Annotated in this window: 18 protein-coding genes; 12 read left to right on the top strand and 6 right to left on the bottom strand. The window is 70.0% G+C overall.

Going from position 1 to position 18,397, the window contains the following annotated elements:
• The first annotated feature begins 228 nt into the window (after window positions 1-228).
• Complete coding sequence (locus VH112_01830) at window positions 229-1,716, top strand: MFS transporter (protein HEX4538955.1); 1,488 nt, start codon at window positions 229-231, stop codon at window positions 1,714-1,716.
• A 20-nt stretch (window positions 1,717-1,736) separates the two neighbouring features.
• On the opposite strand, the gene VH112_01825 is transcribed toward VH112_01830, so the two are convergent.
• A complete protein-coding gene (locus tag VH112_01825; GenBank protein ID HEX4538954.1) occupies window positions 1,737-2,522 on the bottom strand; it encodes a class I SAM-dependent methyltransferase in 786 nt (261 codons plus the stop codon).
• Window positions 2,519-3,502, bottom strand: coding sequence for a hypothetical protein (locus VH112_01820; protein ID HEX4538953.1), 984 nt, complete (start codon window positions 3,500-3,502; stop codon window positions 2,519-2,521). Before VH112_01820 ends, VH112_01825 begins: the two co-directional genes overlap by 4 nt.
• 396 nt (window positions 3,503-3,898) lie before the next feature.
• On the opposite strand from VH112_01820, the gene VH112_01815 reads away from it, so the two are divergent.
• A complete protein-coding gene (locus VH112_01815) occupies window positions 3,899-4,960 on the top strand; it encodes a hypothetical protein (protein ID HEX4538952.1) in 1,062 nt (353 codons plus the stop codon).
• 26 nt (window positions 4,961-4,986) lie between these two features.
• Window positions 4,987-5,421 (top strand): nitroreductase/quinone reductase family protein, encoded by a 435-nt coding sequence (locus VH112_01810; GenBank protein ID HEX4538951.1) that lies wholly within the window; start codon window positions 4,987-4,989, stop codon window positions 5,419-5,421.
• Window positions 5,422-5,425: 4 nt separating this feature from the next.
• Here the strand turns inward: VH112_01810 and VH112_01805 are convergent, their stop codons facing one another.
• Window positions 5,426-6,151 carry an MBL fold metallo-hydrolase gene (locus tag VH112_01805; GenBank protein ID HEX4538950.1) on the bottom strand — a complete coding sequence of 242 codons (726 nt, stop codon included), beginning with the start codon at window positions 6,149-6,151 and terminating at the stop codon, window positions 5,426-5,428.
• Between the two features lie 146 nt (window positions 6,152-6,297).
• Here VH112_01805 and VH112_01800 point away from each other — a divergent pair, with 146 nt between their 5' ends.
• The 5 genes from VH112_01800 to VH112_01780 all read left to right on the top strand — a co-directional run bounded on the left by VH112_01800 (window position 6,298) and on the right by VH112_01780 (window position 10,499).
• The gene (locus VH112_01800) at window positions 6,298-6,540 is read left to right on the top strand and encodes a hypothetical protein (protein HEX4538949.1); all 243 of its coding nucleotides are present in this window, start codon (window positions 6,298-6,300) and stop codon (window positions 6,538-6,540) included.
• Window positions 6,541-6,809: 269 nt separating this feature from the next.
• The gene (locus VH112_01795) at window positions 6,810-7,442 is read left to right on the top strand and encodes a TetR/AcrR family transcriptional regulator (GenBank protein ID HEX4538948.1); all 633 of its coding nucleotides are present in this window, start codon (window positions 6,810-6,812) and stop codon (window positions 7,440-7,442) included.
• An 8-nt stretch (window positions 7,443-7,450) separates the two neighbouring features.
• A complete protein-coding gene (locus tag VH112_01790) occupies window positions 7,451-7,882 on the top strand; it encodes a nuclear transport factor 2 family protein (protein HEX4538947.1) in 432 nt (143 codons plus the stop codon).
• A 68-nt stretch (window positions 7,883-7,950) separates the two neighbouring features.
• A complete protein-coding gene (locus VH112_01785) occupies window positions 7,951-8,613 on the top strand; it encodes a hypothetical protein (protein HEX4538946.1) in 663 nt (220 codons plus the stop codon).
• Window positions 8,614-8,678: 65 nt separating this feature from the next.
• Entirely contained in the window at window positions 8,679-10,499 is a 1,821-nt protein-coding gene (locus VH112_01780; protein ID HEX4538945.1) for a glycoside hydrolase family 15 protein, read from the top strand.
• Here VH112_01780 and VH112_01775 read toward each other — a convergent pair.
• Window positions 10,476-11,210, bottom strand: a complete 735-nt coding sequence (locus VH112_01775) for a TetR/AcrR family transcriptional regulator (GenBank protein ID HEX4538944.1) — start codon at window positions 11,208-11,210, stop codon at window positions 10,476-10,478. The genes VH112_01780 and VH112_01775 overlap by 24 nt on opposite strands.
• 398 nt (window positions 11,211-11,608) lie before the next feature.
• Between VH112_01775 and VH112_01770 the strand changes: the two genes are divergently transcribed.
• Together VH112_01770 and VH112_01765 are read left to right on the top strand one after the other, a co-directional pair.
• Window positions 11,609-12,682, top strand: coding sequence for a hypothetical protein (locus VH112_01770; GenBank protein HEX4538943.1), 1,074 nt, complete (start codon window positions 11,609-11,611; stop codon window positions 12,680-12,682).
• 232 nt (window positions 12,683-12,914) lie between these two features.
• The gene (locus tag VH112_01765) at window positions 12,915-14,069 is read left to right on the top strand and encodes a hypothetical protein (protein ID HEX4538942.1); all 1,155 of its coding nucleotides are present in this window, start codon (window positions 12,915-12,917) and stop codon (window positions 14,067-14,069) included.
• Window positions 14,070-14,094: 25 nt separating this feature from the next.
• Here VH112_01765 and VH112_01760 read toward each other — a convergent pair whose 3' ends face one another.
• Complete coding sequence (locus tag VH112_01760) at window positions 14,095-15,201, bottom strand: Zn-dependent alcohol dehydrogenase (GenBank protein HEX4538941.1); 1,107 nt, start codon at window positions 15,199-15,201, stop codon at window positions 14,095-14,097.
• A gap of 75 nt (window positions 15,202-15,276) precedes the next feature.
• Complete coding sequence (locus VH112_01755; GenBank protein HEX4538940.1) at window positions 15,277-16,335, bottom strand: hypothetical protein; 1,059 nt, start codon at window positions 16,333-16,335, stop codon at window positions 15,277-15,279.
• Window positions 16,336-16,400: 65 nt separating this feature from the next.
• Between VH112_01755 and VH112_01750 the strand changes: the two genes are divergently transcribed.
• The gene (locus tag VH112_01750) at window positions 16,401-17,183 is read left to right on the top strand and encodes an enoyl-CoA hydratase-related protein (protein ID HEX4538939.1); all 783 of its coding nucleotides are present in this window, start codon (window positions 16,401-16,403) and stop codon (window positions 17,181-17,183) included.
• A 1-nt stretch (window position 17,184) separates the two neighbouring features.
• On the top strand, window positions 17,185-18,397 hold a 1,213-nt coding region (locus VH112_01745), incomplete at its 3' end, for a carboxyl transferase domain-containing protein (GenBank protein HEX4538938.1).

Below are 18,397 nucleotides of genomic sequence, written 5' to 3'. Positions count from 1 at the left end.
CAAGCGCCACGGCATCGAGCGCGACCACGTCGATCCGGTGGCCAACGGGGGCCGCACCAGTCGCGACAACATGGCCGGCCGTTGCTACGAGTGCCACCAGCGCAAGACCGAGCAGGACCGCCAGGCGGGACTACTGGGCGGGAACGGAGGTGGGAGGGAGCCGCCGTGAGCCGTAGGGGCGGTGTCCAAATCGTCTCGGGCCGTGCGTCGTGTTGGTGAGGCCGCCAGGTGGGCGGCGTAACCAACCTGGAGATGATCATGCTCAATCGACGTGTTGCCGTGGCCGAGCGAAGGCGCCACGAGCCGCACAAGACCTGGACGGTTGTCCTTGCCTCGCTCGGTGTGTTCATGACGGCGCTCGACACCCTTGTCGTGACGACCTCTCTACCGGCGTTGCGGGCCGACCTGCACTCGAGCCTCCAGAGCCTGGAGTGGACGGTCAACGCCTACAACCTGTCGTTCGCCTGCTTTCTGTTGACAGGCGCAGCACTCGGTGACCGGTTCGGACGCCGGCGCATGTTCACGATCGGTCTGCTGCTCTTCACCGGGGCGTCGGCGCTCGCGGCGCTGTCGCCCACCGCCAGCGTGCTGGTCGGTGCCCGCGCGGTCCAGGGCGCAGGTGCGGCGATCGTGTTCCCGCTCTCATTGACGCTGATCAGCGAGGCCTTTCCTGCAGAGAAGCGGGGCGCGGCCATCGGGCTCTGGGGTGGGATCACCGGCCTCGGCGTGGCGTTCGGGCCCGTCATCGGCGGCGCCGTCGTGACAGGCATCAGCTGGCACTGGATCTTCTGGCTCAACGTGCCCGTGGGCGTGGCGCTGATCCCGCTGGCAGCGAGGCGGCTTGCCGAGAGCTTCGGTCCCCGCCCGCAGCTCGACATCATCGGCCTCGTGCTGGCGGGCACGGGCGCACTGGCCGTGACGTGGGGGCTGGTGCGGGCCAACGCAGTCGGTTGGACCAGCGCCGAGGTCATGATGACGCTGGCCGCTGGGGCAGCACTGGTCGGTGCGTTCCTCGCCTGGGAGCGCCGTGCCCCGGCACCGATGTTGGACCTCGGCTCCTTCCGGGACCGCACCGTGGCGGGCGCCAACGCGGTCAGCTTCTTGATGTACGCGGGACTGTTCGGGGCGCTCTTCCTGATGTCCCAGTTCTTCCAGATCTGCCTGGGCTACTCGCCGCTGGAGGCGGGGGTGAGGCTGCTTCCGTGGTCGGTGCCGCCGTTGATCGTCGCGCCGATCGCCGGCGTGCTGGCAGACCGCTATGGCAACCGTCCGTTCATGGCGCTCGGCCTGGCCCTGCAGGCGCTCGGCCTCGCGTGGGTCGCCCTCATCGCCTCCCCCGGCGTCGGTTACGTGCAGGTCGGCGTGGCGCTCACGATCGCCGGCATCGGCACCTCGTTCTGCTTTCCGACGGTTGCCAACGCCATCATGGGCGCGGTCCCCATCTCCGAAGCGGGGGTCGCCTCGGGGACGAACAGCACTATCCGAGAGCTCGGCGGCGTCCTCGGTGTCGCCGTCCTTGCCAGCGTGTTCGCCCGTCACGGCGTCTACGCCTCACCAGCCACGTTCGCCAAGGGATTCACGCCGGCGCTCTGGGTCGCTGTCGCCTTCTCCGGCTTCGGTGTGCTCGCCGCCCTCTTCACCGCCAAGCGGCAGCCCCAGCAGCAGGCGACGCCCGCCCTCACGCCCGAACCAGCTCTCGCGAACCCGGCAGCATGAGAACAGCAGGCCGAGAGCCTTCAGCGGGCGGCAGGAACGACGCTGGCGAGGATGCGCACCCTGAGCTGAAGTCCGGGAACGTCCGAGCCGAGCGCGGCCACTGCCTCGACGGTCAACGCATCGCGTTCGCGCCGCGGCAGGCTGGCGACGAAGTCGGCCAGCGCGGGGCCGCTCAGCCGCCAGGCAACGAGCGCGTCGGCCGTGTCCAAGCCGGCGTCGACGTTGTCCTCCGTCAGGCCTACCGCAGCGAGGCCCGCTGCTGCGGCCAGACCGGCGAGCGCCCGACCGTCGCTCACCTGCGGCTCCAGGTTCGTCTTGAGGTGGGTGTACCAGTCCGGCGGGGTCCAGCCCCGCCGGGCGGCGGCGCGCTCGACCGCCTCCTTGGCCGGGTGGCGGGCGCCGTTCTCGGCGAAGACGCCGACGATGACCGGTCCCGCAGCCACCGTGACCCGTCGAGCCTCGGCGAGCACGGCACCGGGATCCTCGACGTGCGAGAGCGAGAACGCGGCAATCGCGCCTCCGACGCTGGCGTTGGCCAGGGGCAGGTTGGCCATGTCGCCGACCACGGCCGGAGGGCGGCTGGAGTGACCGTGGGCCAGCATGGCGGCCGAGAGATCGAGGGCGACCGGTCGGCCTCCAGCGGCGTCGAGGGCACGGCTGGTGGCTCCCGTGCCCGCCCCGAGATCGAGCACGGACCGCCCGCGGAGCGAGACGGGAGTGGCGGCGACGACCGCCCGGCTCAGCGCCTCGTAAGCGGGGTCCGAGCTCGTCGCCCAGGCCTGGGGCGATTCGTAGTGGACGGTCACAGGCAAGCCAGGCCCTCGGTGCCGCGGCCGAGCCACCACGACAGCTCGGCACCGGGGCCGCCGAGAGCCTTCTCCCAGCCGAACTGGACCACAGCGCCGAGCAGGGACAGCGCCAGCCCTCGATCCCACCAGCTCGCGGTCCCGACGCCGTGGCGCTCGAGCGACGCACGATAGGCGGCGATGGCCGCCTCCTTGCTGTGTGGCAGGCGGGCGGCGTTTATGGCCAGGTACCACGCAAGCTCCGCAGTGGGACATCCCTGGCCGGGCACGGCCCAGTCGAGCAGCACGGTCTGTCCGTTCGGGAGGCTTCCGAGGTTGCCGAGCTTCCAGTCGCCGTGCAGCAACGTGCTCGGCACCGTTGACAGGGCGTCCACCAGTGGTGACGGGTCGCGGGCCAGGTCGGTGACCGGGCCGGCGATCGAGCCCCCGATCGTCGCGAACTGCTTCCAGCCTTCGATGATCAGGGGTGGTACCGGATCGGGCCAGCCCCGGTGGGCCTCCAGAGAGACGCCCTCGGGGCTGAACTCGAGGTACCGGTGGTGCGGCGGCGCGAGCCCGACGGAGTCGGCCCATCCCCAGAACGTGGCGTGGAGCGCGGCCATGTGATCGAGAAAAGCCAGGTGTTGATCGAGGGGCACGGGCCCGTTCCCGTCGGGCACGAGCGAGGCCGACAGGTCCCGCATGAGGAGCGCCGCGCCCCAGCCATTCCGGCCCAGGCCGGCGGCGGCGCCGACGACGGCGTGGTCGATGCACGCCGGCAGCTGGTCCAGGATTCCCGACCGCCAGACCTGCACGGGCCGGCAGGCCAGGTCTCCGGTAGCGCGCATGATCCAGTCGTCGTCGACGTGCAGGTGCTTGACGACGTGGGGCCGTCCGTCGATCAACACCCGCTCGAAGCGGGCGCCCGACTTCGAGTCGGCTGCGGTCATGGGCCGGCGGTCAGTTGCCCCCTGGAGCAGGTCCTCGATCGACCCTGCCACCGGCCGCTCAACACCCACGATGAGCCCGCTCCCGCCCTGCGGCGGGAGGAATGCCGTGCTCTTCCCAAGTGAGCACGAACTCGACCAGCTCGCCACGTGTGGTCACCGCACCATCGTGTCAGGCGGAGGTTGCAGCCGCCGCGGGAGATCGCTAGCCCTGCGCTGACAGGTCCCAGATCAGCGCGGCTGGCAGACCCACATACGCCGCTCGAGCAGCGGCGGGGATGAAGCTCGAGGCGGGACCTTGCATCAGCGCTTCCTCGACCGCACGTACCGGGGCACTGGCACCCCACTCTCGTGGACCCGGGGACCAGTCTCGGATCTTCAAGGATAGGTTTGGGCCATGATGAGGTCGGAGCGGTCTCCCGAGAGCCTTCGACCTGTCGGAGGGCCAAGGTGAGCAAGCGGGTGGTGGTGTGGGGCACCGGGTACGTCGGCAAGATGGTCATCGCCGAGATCCTGGGGCATCCGGAGTTCGAGCTCGTCGGGGTGGGCGTCTCGAGTCCCGACAAGGTCGGTCGCGACGTGGGCGAGATCTGCGGGCTCGCACCGTGCGGCATCATCGCCACCGATGACGTCGAGTCCCTGCTCGTCCAGGCTCCCGATGCCTTGGCTCATTACGGGCCCACGGCCGCCCACGCCGATGACAACATCGCGCTCATCGGCAGGTTCCTGCGCGCCGGGATCGATGTCGTGTCGACCGCCATGACCCCGTGGGTCTGGCCTCGAGCGTCCTGCAACCCGCCAAACTGGGTCGAGCCCATCGAGCAGGCCTGCGCCGAGGGCGGGGCATCCTGCTTCACGACGGGGATCGACCCCGGATTCGCCAACGACCTGTTCCCGATGACGCTGATGGGCCTCTGCGGCGAGGTGCGGTCGGTCCGGGCGCTCGAGCTTCTCGACTACGCCGCGTACACCGGGGACTACGAGACCGAGATGGGCATCGGCCGGCCGCCCAAGGAGACGTCGACACTCGAGATCCCCGAGATCCTCGTCATGGCGTGGGGAGGGACGGTGCCGATGATGGCCGAGGCGGTGGGCATCGAGCTCGACGACATCACCACCACCTGGGAGAAGTGGGTGACCGACAAGCCGGTGCCGTCGGCCAAGGGGACGATCGAGGCCGGGAACGTGGCCGCCATCCGCTTCCAGATCGAGGGTCTCTACCGAGGCGAGCCCCGGATCGTGCTGGAGCACGTCAACCGCATCGGCCCCGACGCCGCACCCGACTGGCCCAGGGGCAACACGCCCGAGTGCTATCGGGTGGAGATCGACGGCAGCCCGTCGATCGTCCAGGAGACGGCGTTCCGCTCGACCGATGGCGACCCCATCGCCGGAGGCTGCCTGGCCACCGGATTGCGGGCCCTCAATGCCATTCCTGCCGTCAACGCCAGCGGGCCCGGTTGGGTCACCGCCCTCGACCTTCCCCTCATCGCCGGCCGGGGCGTCATCCGCTAGCAAAGGGATCATCTACCATCTCTGCCGTGCCCTCCGACCTCGGCCTGAAAGCGATGAACAGCGTCCACCGCCTGGTGCTCTCCGCCACGGGCGGCCGGCTCGGGTGGTCAGCGTCCGGGATGCCGGTGCTCGAGCTGACCACCACCGGGCGGCGCAGCGGCCAACTCCGCACCACCATGCTGACCTCGCCCTACCAGGAAGGGTCGACGATCGTCATCGTGGCGTCGCGGGGAGGCGACGACCACCATCCCGCTTGGTACCTCAATCTTCGGGACAAGCCTGAGGTCACCGTGTCGGTGGGGGGCAAGCCGGCACAGCCGATGAGGGCCGAGATCGCCGGCCCTGAGGAGCGGGCCCGGTTGTGGCCTCTCGTCACTGCCGACCACCGCAACTACGCCGGCTACCAGCGAAAGACCACTCGAGAGATACCGCTGGTCCTCCTCCACCCGATCGACGGCTGATCGCCTAGTTCGCTGCTCCGAGGGCCGAGGTGAGGCGCGCCTGGTAGGCGTCGGCCAGCGCCCAAAGCTGAGCTTCGGCGTCGCCAGTGAACGACGGGCCGTGCATGAGGCCGAGCGTGCCCGGCTGGAGCCCGGCCAAGCGGCGGATGGTGGGAGCCGTGTCCGGGGTCAGGCATGTGGCCCGGAACACGTCCTCGGCCACGATCGCCGGCTCGAGGAGGTCGCCCTCGGTCAGGGCCGGGCTCGGCCCCATGGCCGTGAACAGATCGCCGCACAGCAGCGTGCCCGTCGTCTCCTCGAACAGCACGTGGGCGTCCCAGCCGTGGGGGACGTGGGGGGTGTCGATGCTGCGGATCCGTTTGCCGCCGAGGTCGAGGACCTCGCCGTCGGCCAGTTGACGCGGCGGCCGGTCGGCCAGATCGTTCACCGAGACGATGCAGCCCATCGCCGGATGGGCGACCTCGGCCCTGGGCGCTGCCGCCAGCCACTGGTTCATGGCCCCGCACTCGTCGGCCTCGACGTGGCCGAACATGATCCAGCGCAGACGCTCGGCCGGCACGACGCTCGCCGCCGCCGCGCGCACCAGCGGGAAGAGGTCATGGAGGCCGGCGTGGAACAGGAGCGGTTCCTCCGCGTCCACCAGAAACTGGTTGAACATGAAGTTGGCATCGGGGACGAACGTCGAGAGCCGGTAGATGCCCTGGGCGATCTCCTCCACCTCTGTCTCCATCAGGACGACACCTCCTCGTCTCCTGCCCTGGTCCTGTGTAGGACACTACGCATCCGCCCTGCGGTCGTCAGTGCCTCCAGCGTCGTTGACCCTCTGGCGGCCGTTGAATTACCCTGCCCCGCACCAACCTCAGCCGAGGGAGGGCGATGGGTGATCCAGGGGTTTCCGCCGCCTCACCAGACCTCGAGTCGCTCGGCCCGGGCAGGCGCGTCGAGGTGCGGAACCGGTTCACCGGCACCTGGAGCCGAGGCTTCGACATCGCCGAGGTTCTCCCCGGCGGCTACCGCATCCGCCGGCTCTCGGACGGCAGCGTCCTGCCCACCCTGTTCCTTCGTGAGGACGTACGGCCGCGACCCCCTAGGAAGGCGGCCCTCTGGTGGTACCGCTGAGGTCGCGGGGGCGCACCGCTCCGGTGCGCCGGTAACGAGGTCGCCCGCATCGGGGGAGCGGGGGAGCGGACCGGCGGCTCCCGACGCCGCCGCCCGCAGGGCGTCCAACCAGGCCTCGAATTCGAGCCGCCGGCGCACCCATTGCACGGCTTCGTTCTCCGTCACACGCCACCACCTGATGCAGTTCTGTCGGTTCAGTGCGTTGCTGTTCTCAATATACATCTCTGTATCTAGAAGTCAAGGCTGACGAGCCCTGGCATGATGGGGTGATGCCGGTGGAGAAGCTGACGCCCGAGCGGCGCCGCCAGCTCACGCGCAAGACCCTGATCGAAGGGGCCGCCGAGGTCTTCGCCCAGAAGGGCTTCTACGGCGCCTCGCTGGAGGAGATCGGCGAGGTCGCCGGCTTCAGCCGCGGCGCCATCTACTCCAACTTCGGCAGCAAGGAGGAGCTGCTCTTCGGCGTGCTCGACCACTACATGGACGTCCAGCTCGGCGCCGTCATGACTGCAATGGAGGAGACGGGCCGCGCCGACCCGGTCACCGATGCCGTCGCCGCCACCGCCGCCTGGGAGTCGGCGACGCGCATCACGTCGAACTGGCCGACCCTGGCCCTCGAGTTGCGCCTCGCCGCCCTGAGGAACCGTGAGGTGCGGAAGCGACTGGCTGACTTCGAGCGCAAGAGCGGCGAGAAGGTGGCGCGCCTGATCGAAGAGGAGTGGGCCCGCCGCGGCGTGCAGCCGCAGATATCGGCGCGCGACTTCGCCGACCTCAGCCGCGCCGCGATCGAGGGCTTGACGCAGCTCGCCGCCATCGACGAGGAGGACTCGCCCCGCTACCGCCGGCTCGTAGGGGAGCTGTTCGTGATGCTCGCCTCCGCCGTCCTGGAGCCCGAGGACCCCTGACCGTGACGATGGACGTCCAGACGGCTATCGCCCACCTCGTCTACGCCTATGCAGAGCGAATCGACGCCGGCGACTTCGAGGGCGTCGCCGAGCTGTTCGCGGCCGGCACGATCACCGCCGAGGGCACCGACGCCGTCAGGGGCGGGCGTGACGACGTCCTCGAGATGTACCGACGGTCGACCCGCCTCTACGAGGACACGGGCACGCCGAAGACCAAGCACGTCACGACCAACCTCGTCATCGAGGTGGACGAGGGGGCCGCCACGGCACGGGCGCGGTCGTATTTCACCGTGCTCCAGGCCACGCCCGAGATCGCGCTCCAGCCCATCATCGCCGGGCGGTACCACGACCGGTTCGAGGGTCCCGAGGGGACCTGGCGGTTCGCCGAACGTCACATCATCTGCGACCTCTTCGGCGATCTCAGCCACCATCTGCTGTAGCGCCCGCTCGGCACCCGTCAGGGGCCAATCGAGGGCCGCAGCACCCCTGCCCACTAGCGTGGCCCGCCGTGATCAGGGGCCCCCGGCAGCGTCAGCAGTCCGGGCGAGTCCCCGTCGCGGGCAGCATCGCCGCCATGCTGGCCGGAGCCGCCCTCGCAGCCTGCAGCACCACGAGCTCGCCCGGCGGCCGCGCCGCCTCGGCGACACTCCCCCCGACCATCGCGCCCACCACCACGAGCACCACCGCCCCGACGACGACCACCAGCGCCGACCCGGGGACGCTGCCCCAGACCGGGGACAAGCCGGTGGCCGGCGGTGCACTGTTCGACACCGGCGTCAACGACCTGTGGGAGGGCGTGGTGAACGACGACCCCAGGTCGGCTATGCCGTTCTTCTTCCCGCTGACGGCGTACCTTCAGGTGAAGGCCATCTCGGACCCTGCCGACGACTGGCAGGACCGGTTGGTGGCGGCGTACGCGCGCGATATCCACTCCCTTCATCGGAGCCTCGGTCCGAAAGCCGCACAGGCGCAGCTCGTCGGCATCGACGTGCCGCAGTACCAAGCTGAATGGATCACGCCCGGGGTCGAGTACAACAAGCTCAGCTACTGGCGGGTGTACGGCACGAGGATTCGCTACACGATCGACGGCCGGGCGCAGTCGTTCGCGGTGGCGTCGCTCATCTCGTGGCGCGGCGAGTGGTACGTGGTTCACTTGAGCTCCATCTCCTGAGCGGGCACCGGTAGGCTGCCTTCGAGGCGGCAGACGGCAGGCGGCAGGCGGAATGAGGGGGGAGCGTGGCGCTGCCCATCGAGGGCTACGGGGTCATCGGCGACACCCACACCGCGGCGCTGGTCGGTCGGGACGGTTCCATCGACTGGCTCTGCGCGCCCCGGTTCGACTCGGCCGCGTGCTTCGCCGCCGTGCTGGGAGACGAGCGCCACGGTCGCTGGAAGCTGGCGCCGGTGGCCCCGGTGCGCGCCACGCGCCGGCGGTACTGCGGCGACTCGTTGGTGCTGGAGACCGAGCTCGACACCGATGAGGGAACCGTCAGGCTGACGGACTGGATGCCCGTGCCGGAGGCACGCGGCGACCACCCCGAGGTGCGCCGCCTGGTCGAGGGGGTCCAAGGACGGGTGTCCATGCGCATGGAGCTCGTCATCTGTTTCGACTACGGCTCCCTGGTGCCGCGGGTCCAGGATCTCGACGGCGTCCTCGCCGCCATGGGCGGGCCCGATGCCCTCTTCCTGTGGTCGCCGGTGCCCACGCACGGGGAGCGGCTCACCACGGTGGCCGACTTCAGCGTGGACGAGGGCGAACGCCTGCCGTTCGTGCTGGCCTGGCAACCGTCGCACCTGGAGCCGCCGCCGCGTCCTGCTGGCCCGATCACCTTCGACGAGACCAGACGGTGGTGGGAGGACTGGGCGGGGGCCTGCACCTACACCGGTCCGTGGCGCGACGCCGTGATGCGCTCACTGCTCACCCTCAAGGCGCTGACCTACGCGCCCACCGGCGGCATCGTCGCCGCCGTCACCACCTCGCTGCCGGAGGAGATCGGCGGGGTGCGCAACTGGGACTACCGGTTCTGCTGGCTGCGGGACGCCACCCTGACGCTCTACTCGCTCGTGGCGACGGGCTACGGGCACGAGGCCGTGTCATGGTGGTACTGGCTGCTGCGGGCGGCCGCCGGCGACCCGGCCCAGGTCCAGATCATGTACGGCCCGGCGGGGGAGCGGCGGCTCACCGAGCTGGAGCTCCCTTGGCTCCCCGGCTACGAGGGCTCGGCGCCGGTACGGGTGGGCAACGCCGCCTCCGACCAATACCAGCTCGACGTCTACGGCGAGATCGCCGACGCCATGTACCTGGCCGTGGAGGCCGGCTTCGACGACGAAGGGCCGGGCTGGGCCGAGGTGATGGAGGTGCTCGAGTTCCTCGAGCACGCGTGGCGCGAGCCCGACGAGGGCATCTGGGAGATACGCGGACCCCGCCAACATTTCACCCACTCGAAGGTCATGGCCTGGGTGGCCATGGATCGGGTCGTCAAGATCATCGAGCAGTACGGCCTGACCGGGCCGGTGGACCGTTGGCGGGCGGTGCGCGACGAGATCCGCGCCGAGGTGCTGGCCAAGGGTTGGAACGCCGATAGACGGGCCTTCACCCAGTTCTACGGGTCCGACCGGCTCGACGCCAGCGTGCTGCTGCTCCCGGCCGTGGGCTTTCTCCCGGCCACCGACGAGCGGATGCGGGCGACGGTGGACACCATCCAGCGGGAGCTGTGCCACGACGGCCTGGTCCTGCGCTACCAGACCGATGACGCCAACGTGGACGGTCTGCCCGGGAGCGAGGGCGTCTTCCTGGCCTGCTCGTTCTGGCTGGTGGACGACCTCGCCCTCATGGGCCGCACGACGGAGGCCCGGGCGCTGTTCGAGCGCCTTCTCAGCCTGCGCAACGACGTCGGCCTGCTGTCGGAGGAGTACGACCCGGAGGCCGGGCGCCTGCTGGGGAACTTTCCCCAGGCCTTCTCCCACGTGGCCATCGTCAACACGGCGCGGGTCCTGTCTGCATGCGAGGCGGCGACGACCGCCGGCGACCGTCTACGAGCTCCCCACTCCCCGTAGCCCCGCCCACGCCAGCTCGGCGATGCGGTGCGCCAGCTCGTCGGGATCGATATCGATCTCCTCGCCCTCGGCCCGATCGGCTCTCACGGGCCCGTCGGTGCCGTCGACGCGTGCGGCAAGCGAGCGTCGGGTGACCACGTGGCTGCTGGCACCTTCGGCCATCCCGACCACCGCGTAGGCGAGCAACCTGCGGTGCGCGGTGTCGATGTCGGCATCGATCCGCTCGGCGACGGCCCCGGCGATCGAGTCCTCGACGCGGCGGACGGCGGCGCTGAACTCCTCGTCTCGCCGGGCCAGGCTTCCGAACAGCAACCGGAAGGCATGCTCGTGCACCGCGACGAAACGGAAATACGCGGCGAACCCGGCCTCCACCTGTTGGCGAGGCCCGGTGGCGGTGGCCGTGGCCTTGGTGATGGCGTCCATCAGCCGGGCGCCCACGTCGTCGAGCAGCTCCAGGTAGAGGGCCCGCTTCGACCGGAAATGCTGATACAGCACGGGTTTCGTGACCCCGGCGGCCTCGGCGATGTCGTCCATCGACGTGACGTGGAAGCCGTTGGCGGCGAAGGCTTCGAGCGCCACGTCGAGCAGCTGGCGCCGGCGCTCACGGGCAGGCAGCCGGGGCCCCGGAGGGCGTGTCGGATCGACGCGATCGCCCGCCAGGCCGGCCCGCCCGGTCGGAAGACGCCCGCGGGGGCGATCAGGAGCGTCCATCGGTGACACGGTAACGGGTGACGCGGATCACAGGCGGTTCTCAGGCAGGAACCCACATGCCGGCGGCGAATCATGCAGTTCATGGCCGCTCCGCAGGGGACGCCGTCGTCGGAGTCTCGGCGCCCTCCTGAGCCACTCCGTCCCCTTCCCGCCGCCAACGCCGGCATCACGCTGCTGATGGTCCAGGCCCGGCGTCGGCGGTACCGGCGGGTTTTCCCACCGCGCCAATAGCTGTCGCCGTCGGCACACTCGAGCGTCCGATAGCGCGCGTACCCTGACGCGAGCGTCAGAAAACTGGGCACATTCGCCTGCTGGCGGCAGGTATGGGGCCGGCGGGGTCGAACGACAACTAGCGAGGGCGTAACTAGGGGTCTGCTCGCGGTTTGCTGGGAGGCGCGATGCGCAAGATCAGGGTGGGGATTGCTGGGCTGGGAGCGGTGGCGCTGGTCGTCGGCGGAGCTGGCATGGCCGCGGCGGTCAGCACAGGGGGCTACAGCCCGAGCCAGCAGGACTGCGCGCCGAACGCCGACGCCAACATGACCCAGGCGGCCCAGCCCGGCTGCCACAACCTCAAGGTCAACGTCGCCGACGGCTCGGGACGTCGCTACGTTCAGGTCGGCAGCGATCAGGAGGCACAGAACCAGAATCCGCACGGGGTCGACGTATCCGTCACGCCCAACGGCCAGAGGCCGGGGACGCCCCCGTCGGGGCCTGCTATCGGTGCCCACGTCGAGAACGGAACGCCGCCCACCGTCAAGCCGAACATCCAGAGCGGAACCCCGAACGGCTCCGCCGCCAGTCTTCTCACGGGAGGACAGGTCTACTTCGGCGCTGACGACAACCTCGACGTCGGCGAGCACGACGGCGTCAACGGCCAGTACGGCACGACAAAGTCCGTCAACGGCCCGTCGGATGGCGGCGACCTCGAGGTGAACTGGCATCCCGGGCAGACGACCACCTGGCTGGCCGATCTGATGGTCCTCGCCCACGGCGGATCGCCGGCGCCGGTCGCCGAGAACCCGGTCCCAGTGGCCGACGCCGGCGGCGGTGGGTGCGCCGACGGCACCTGCATCGGGGTCTATACCGCCCAGCGCAGCATCTACCAGGGCGGCGGTGCAGGGCCCAACGGGAAGAGCCGCGACGCCTACAACTACCAGGGCAAGACCTGGGACCCGTACGACTGCAACAGCGGCGACACGAAGAGTGAGCAGGCGTGCATCACCGAGGGCGGCCATACCATGGACTGGTACCGCCAGCAGGAGGCTCGGAACGTCTACGCCCAGCCCGGCGTGACCGTCTACGAGGACCCCGATCCCCAGGGGTCCCCGGCGGGACCGCCGCAGCTCTACCCGCTGCCCGCCGCCTACGCCGGCACCTGCGGCGTGGCCGCCGGCGGTGGCGCGGTCAAGGCTCCAGCCTCCCCCCTCACCAACGGCGCCGGGCAAGTTGTGGTGGCGCCGACCGGCTGCTGACAGGGGGGTGTACACCCCGAGAAGGGGTCGCTACCATGTGGTCGAGAAATTTCAGCGTGGGTCGTTGACATTTAGGTGGTTGCACCGTCGCCATCGCGTGTTGCGGCGTCGCACGGCGGCCTCGTTGGGGGGTGAATCGTCGATGACCGCTCCGTCGAGTGCTGCGGGCCGACGTGGGAGTAATCAGGAAGAGCAAGGCCGGAGACGGCGTCGCAGACCAGCTGAGCTGCTCTTGGCCGCAGCGATCCTCGCTACGCCGCTTGCCCTCCTCGCCGCCCTCACACCGAGCACCCCGGCGGTCGCCGCTCCACCCGGCCACGGAGGGGGCGGACCAGGCGGCGGCGTCTTCGAGCCCAGCGCGCCATACAACGCCACCTTCTTCTATCCGTGGTACTCGAACGGTTCGTCCGACGGGAGCTTCTGGCAACACTGGCAGGGCTCGGTATCCCCCAACGTCAGCCACACGCCCCCGGCGAACTGGTTGTCCCATTACCTGCCGGCGGTGAACAACACGAGCGCCTTCACGCCCTCGACCCAGTTGTACAACTCGAGCGACGTCAACGTCTTCAACTGGCAGGTGGGTCAGATGAAGGCAGCCCACCAGGCTGTTGCCATCTCCTCGTGGTGGGGCCAGGGAGATCCGAGCGATACGAACTTCAACACCATCATGCGGTACATGAACCCGGCGACGTCCGCCGACCCCAGCAACCCTTACCCGAATTTGCGTTGGGCCGTGTATTACGAGCAGGAGGGCTACGGCGACCCGAGCGTCGCTCAGATAGACAGCGACCTGAACTACATCAAGAGCCACTACGCGAACCAGCCTGGCTACCTCAAGATCGGCGGCAAGCCCGTCGTGTTCGTGTACAACGCCAAGGACTGCAACTGCGCCGATTGGTGGACCAGCGACGTCACCCGGTGGAGGCAGGCCCGATCCGACACTGGATTTTACGTCAACATGAAGATCGACCCCGTGGTCTATGGAGGCGTCAGTCCCAAGGTCGTGGACGGCTGGCATGAGTACGGCCCCACGAGCCGTGCCGATCAGTACGGGCGGTACTACTACATGATCAGCCCCGGCTTCTGGCGGGAACAGGACCCATACGTCCTGGCCAGGGATCCCGTCGCCTTCGCCACCGCGGCCAAGGCGATGGCCAGTGCGTCCGTCACATGGAAGCTGACCGAGACCTGGAACGAGTGGATCGAAGGGACGTCCGTCGAGCCCGGCATCGACGCCAACTGGACCTACGACGGAGGGCCAAACAATGGTCAGGCGACCCAGGCGGATTCAGGCTTCGGCGTGACCTCGGGTCCATGCACGGCGACGACCTGCACAAGCACGACATGGGTGAACACTCTCGGAGCCAACCTCCCTCCGCCCTCCTGAGCCCGAACGGAAGGGAGGCTCAGGCTCAGTACTCGATGACCGAGCGGGCCACCTCGCCCGTCTTCATGACGTCGAAGGCCTCGTTCACCTGCTCGAGGGTGATGGTCCTCGAGACGAGCTCGTCCAGCTTGAGCTGACCCTGCTGGTAGAGGTCGATCAGCCTGGGAACATCTCGCTGCACGTTGGATGACCCGTACCAGCATCCCTTGATCGTCTTCTCCTGGAGGACGACTCCGAAGAAGGCGGGCAGGTTGATCATGGCGTCCATCTTGGGCACGCCGACGAGGATGGCCTGCCCGCCCCGTCGGGTCATGGTGATCGTCTGGTCGATGGTCTTCTCCAGGCCGATGACCTCGAAGGCCACGTCGGCCCCGCGCTGGCCGGTCATGTCCATCACCTGGCTCACCGGGTCCCCCTGGCTGGCGTTGACGGTCGCCGTGGCGCCGAACTCCTTGGCCAGTGAGAGCTTGGTCTCATTCATGTCGATGGCGATGATCTCTGCCGCGCCGGCGATGCGCGCGCCCTGGATGACGTTGAGCCCGACGCCGCCGCAGCCGACGACGGCAACGGTGTCGCCCTCATGGATGTCCGCCGTGTTCAGGGCCGCGCCCGTCCCGGTGAGGACACCGCAACCGATGAGGGCGGCCAGCTTGAGGTCGAAGTCGGCGGGGATCTTCACGGCGCCGATCTCGGGCACGTCGGTCACCTCGGAGAAGGTGCCCGATGCCGCCATCTGCGGCAGCGGTGCACCCTGTGATGACATCCGCGGGGTGCCGTCGAGCAACCCGCCGGTCGCCAGCGCGTTGCTGCCCTGCTCGCACAGCTGGGGTTGGCCGCGGGTGCAGAAGAAGCACACGCCGCACTGCGGCACCCACGAGATGACCACGTGGTCGCCCGGTGCCAGCTTGGTCACCCCGGGCCCGACCTCCTCGATGACCCCGGCGCCCTCGTGTCCCAGCACCATGGGCGCCCCGGCGGGCATGGTGCCGTTCTGCATCGACAGGTCGGAGTGACACACGCCCGACGCCGCCATGCGCACCTTGACCTCGCCGGCGTGGGGCGCCTCGACCTGGATGTCGTCGCGTATCTCGAGCGGCTGGTCGATGCCGATCAGGACTGCGGCCTTGCCCATCGTGCCTCCTGAAGCGCTGAAACAGGTTCTGGTGCATCGTCCCACAAGGACCAGGAGCCACGAAACCGCCGATCCCTACCAGCGGCCCCAACGGGCCGACTCGATGAGGCGCGCCAGCTTCCCCGGCAGGTCGGCCAGGGCGAAGTGGCGCCGAGCCACCGCGGCGTTGTGCTCGAGCACCGCCGGGTCGGGGCGTCCGAGCCAGCGGGCCAGCGGCGCCGGGTCGTCGGCCGGCAGCCAGCGAAAGCCGAGGGCAACGAGCTCAGCCGCCACCGGGTAGTCGCCTACGGCCAGGGCTCGACGATGGATGGCCGACTCGACAGTGGGGTTGCCGAAGCCCTCCCAGTACGAGGGGAAGGCGACGGCGTCGCACGCCGCGTAGGGCCCCGCCATCTCGGTGCTGGGCCCGCCTGGCCCGGGCCCGTGGATGACCGGGACGCGGGCACCGCCCAGGAGGCGCTCGAGCTCTGGTCCGTAGCCCTCCTCCGCCGACCCGAGGAGCCAGTACACGGCGCCCACGGCCTCGGCCAGGGCGAGCCCGGCGGGGACGTTCTTGCGGGCGATGGCCCGGGTGGGCTGGAGCAGGAGGCGGGTCTGGTCGTCGAGGCCGATGGCCCGCCGGGTGGTGGAGCGGTCGCCGGGCGCTGTCCTCGGGTCGTAGGCGTCGGTGTCGAATGCGTTGCGGATCGTCACCGCCTCGATCGCCCGCTCGGCCAGCTGGCTGCGGCTCAGGTCGTTGATCGTCACGTGTCGCCAGCAGGAGTCGGTCGGGGGACCACCGAGGTGGGCGAAGCGGGCCCGCTGCCAGGGCAGGTCGTGATGGCGGAGGATGGCGGGACGGCCCGCCAGCACCCTGGCCACCACGGCGGCGGCGCCCGGGTTGAGCGGCAGGGAGAGGAGGTTCTCCACGACGACCAGGTCGGCCGTAGCCACCGCGTCGGCGACCTCCCGGGTCGAGGGTGGATCGGGAGCGTCCATGGCCAGGCCGGGGACGAGCCGTTCCACCGGCCCCTCACCGGCCACCGTCCGCACCGAGAAGCCGAGCTCGCCCAGCGCCCAGGCCCACTTGCTCGCCTCCACTCCGACGCCATCGGGCCCGCCGAGTCGGAACGACACGATGGCGGCGGTGGGCACGGCTGCTGGCTTCCCTGGGATCCGGGGGGTGACCCCGCCGGTCGCTTCACGCTACCGTCCTGGCGGTGGCCGACGAGCTCCTCTACGAGCAGGGGTACGGCGTGGCGCGCCTGACGATCAACCGTCCGGAGCGGCGCAACGCCATCTCCTGGGGCGTGATCTCCGGTCTGCGGGCGGCCCTGGCGCGGGCCAAGGACGACCCCGGCGTGCGGGTGGTGGTGCTCACCGGAGCGGGCGACAAGGCGTTCTGCGCCGGCGCCGACCTCGGTGGCATGGCTGACGGCGACGACGGGTTCCTCGCCTCGCACGAGGGACGGGGCGAGATGGCCCGGCTGTTCGAGGACCTGTGGCAGCTGGGCAAGCCCACCATCGCCCGGGTGCGGGGCTACGCCCTGGCCGGCGGCTTCGGGCTGGCTCTCGCCTGTGACTTCGTGGTGGCGGCCGATGACGCCCGCTTCGGCACCCCCGAGGTCGACGTCGGCCTGTGGCCGTACATGATCACCGTCCCCCTCGTCCGCTCGATGGCCCCCAAGAAGGCGCTCGAGCTCATGCTGACCGGCCGTCGAGTCGGGGCGGAGGAGGCGGACCGGTTGGGCTTCGTGACATCGGTGGTCCCGGTGGACCGGCTGGACGGTGCCGTCGACGAGCTGGCGGGCACCCTGGCGGCCAAACCGCCGTCGGTGGTGAAGCTCGGTCGCGACTCGTTCTACGCCACTTGGGACCTGGCCGCCGCCGAGGCGCTCCGGTACCTCCACCCCATGCTGACGATCACGACCATGACCGACGATGCACGCGAGGGCATCGCCGCCTTCGCCGAGAAGCGGCCACCTCGCTGGAGCGGGAGCTAGCGTGAGCGAGCGCACCCCACCGGACGGCGGCCGCAAGCCGCCCCCGCCAGAGCTGCACGACTGGAAGCCGCTGGTCGAGGACCTGGCCGGCCGGCGCGAGCGGGCCGTGGCCATGGGTGGCGACAAGCAGCTGGCCCGTCAGCGGTCGCTCGGCAAGCTGCCCGTGCGCGAGCGCCTCGAGATCCTGCTGGATCCCGGATCCTTCGTCGAGTACGGGCTGCTCGCCGACTCGATGGACCCGGAGCTGACGTCGAGCAGGGGCTATCTGGCCGCCGACGGCATGGTTGCCGGCGTGGGAGAGATCGACGGCCGACGGGTGGCGGTGTGCGCCTACGACTTCACCGTGCTTGCCGGGTCCATGGGCGCCGTCGGCGAGTCGAAGACGGCCCGTCTGCGCGAGCTGGCACTGCGCCAGCGCATCCCCGTCGTGTGGCTGCTGGACTCGGCGGGCGCCCGCATCCAGGCGACCAGCGGGTCGACGTTCGCGGCGGCGGGGGCCCTCTTCCGTGAGCAGGTGACGTTGTCCGGGGTCGTCCCGATGGTGGCGGCGATGCTCGGGCACTGCGCGGCGGGGACGGCGTACATCCCGGCGCTGGCGGATTTCGTGCCGATGGTGAAGGGGATCTCGTCGATGGCGCTCGGCGGGCGTCACCTGGTCAAGGCGGCGACCGGTGAGGACGTGTCCGAGGAGGAGATGGGCGGCTCGACTGTCCACACCACGATCAGCGGGGTGGCCGACCTCGAGGTCGCCGACGACGCCGAGTGCCTGGCCGCGGTGCGCTCGTACCTGTCGTTCTTCCCGTCGCACAACCGTCAGCCGCCGCCGGTCCGTCCCTCCACCGATCCTGTCGACCGGCGCTGCGAGGAGATCTACGACATCGTCCCGACGGCGCCCCGCCGGGCATACGACATGGACCGTGTCGTGCGCGTCATCGTCGACGACGGCGAGTTCTTCCCCATGAAGCCCGGGTGGGCCCGCAATGTGATCACCGGACTGGCCCGGGTCGGCGGCGAGCCGGTCGGCATCGTGGCCAGCCAGCCCAAGGTGCTGGGGGGGACCCTCGACGTCAACTCGGCCGACAAGGCGGCCCGGTTCGTGTGGCTGTGCGACGCCTTCGGCATCCCACTGGTCTTCCTCCAGGACGTACCCGGCTTCACCGTCGGGTCCGCCGTCGAGCGCCAGGGCATCATCCGCCACGGGGCCAAGATGCTGT

Source organism: Acidimicrobiales bacterium, from assembly GCA_036270875.1.
Taxonomy (GTDB): domain Bacteria; phylum Actinomycetota; class Acidimicrobiia; order Acidimicrobiales; family AC-9; genus AC-9.
This window is presented reverse-complemented; position numbering and strand designations above follow the sequence as displayed.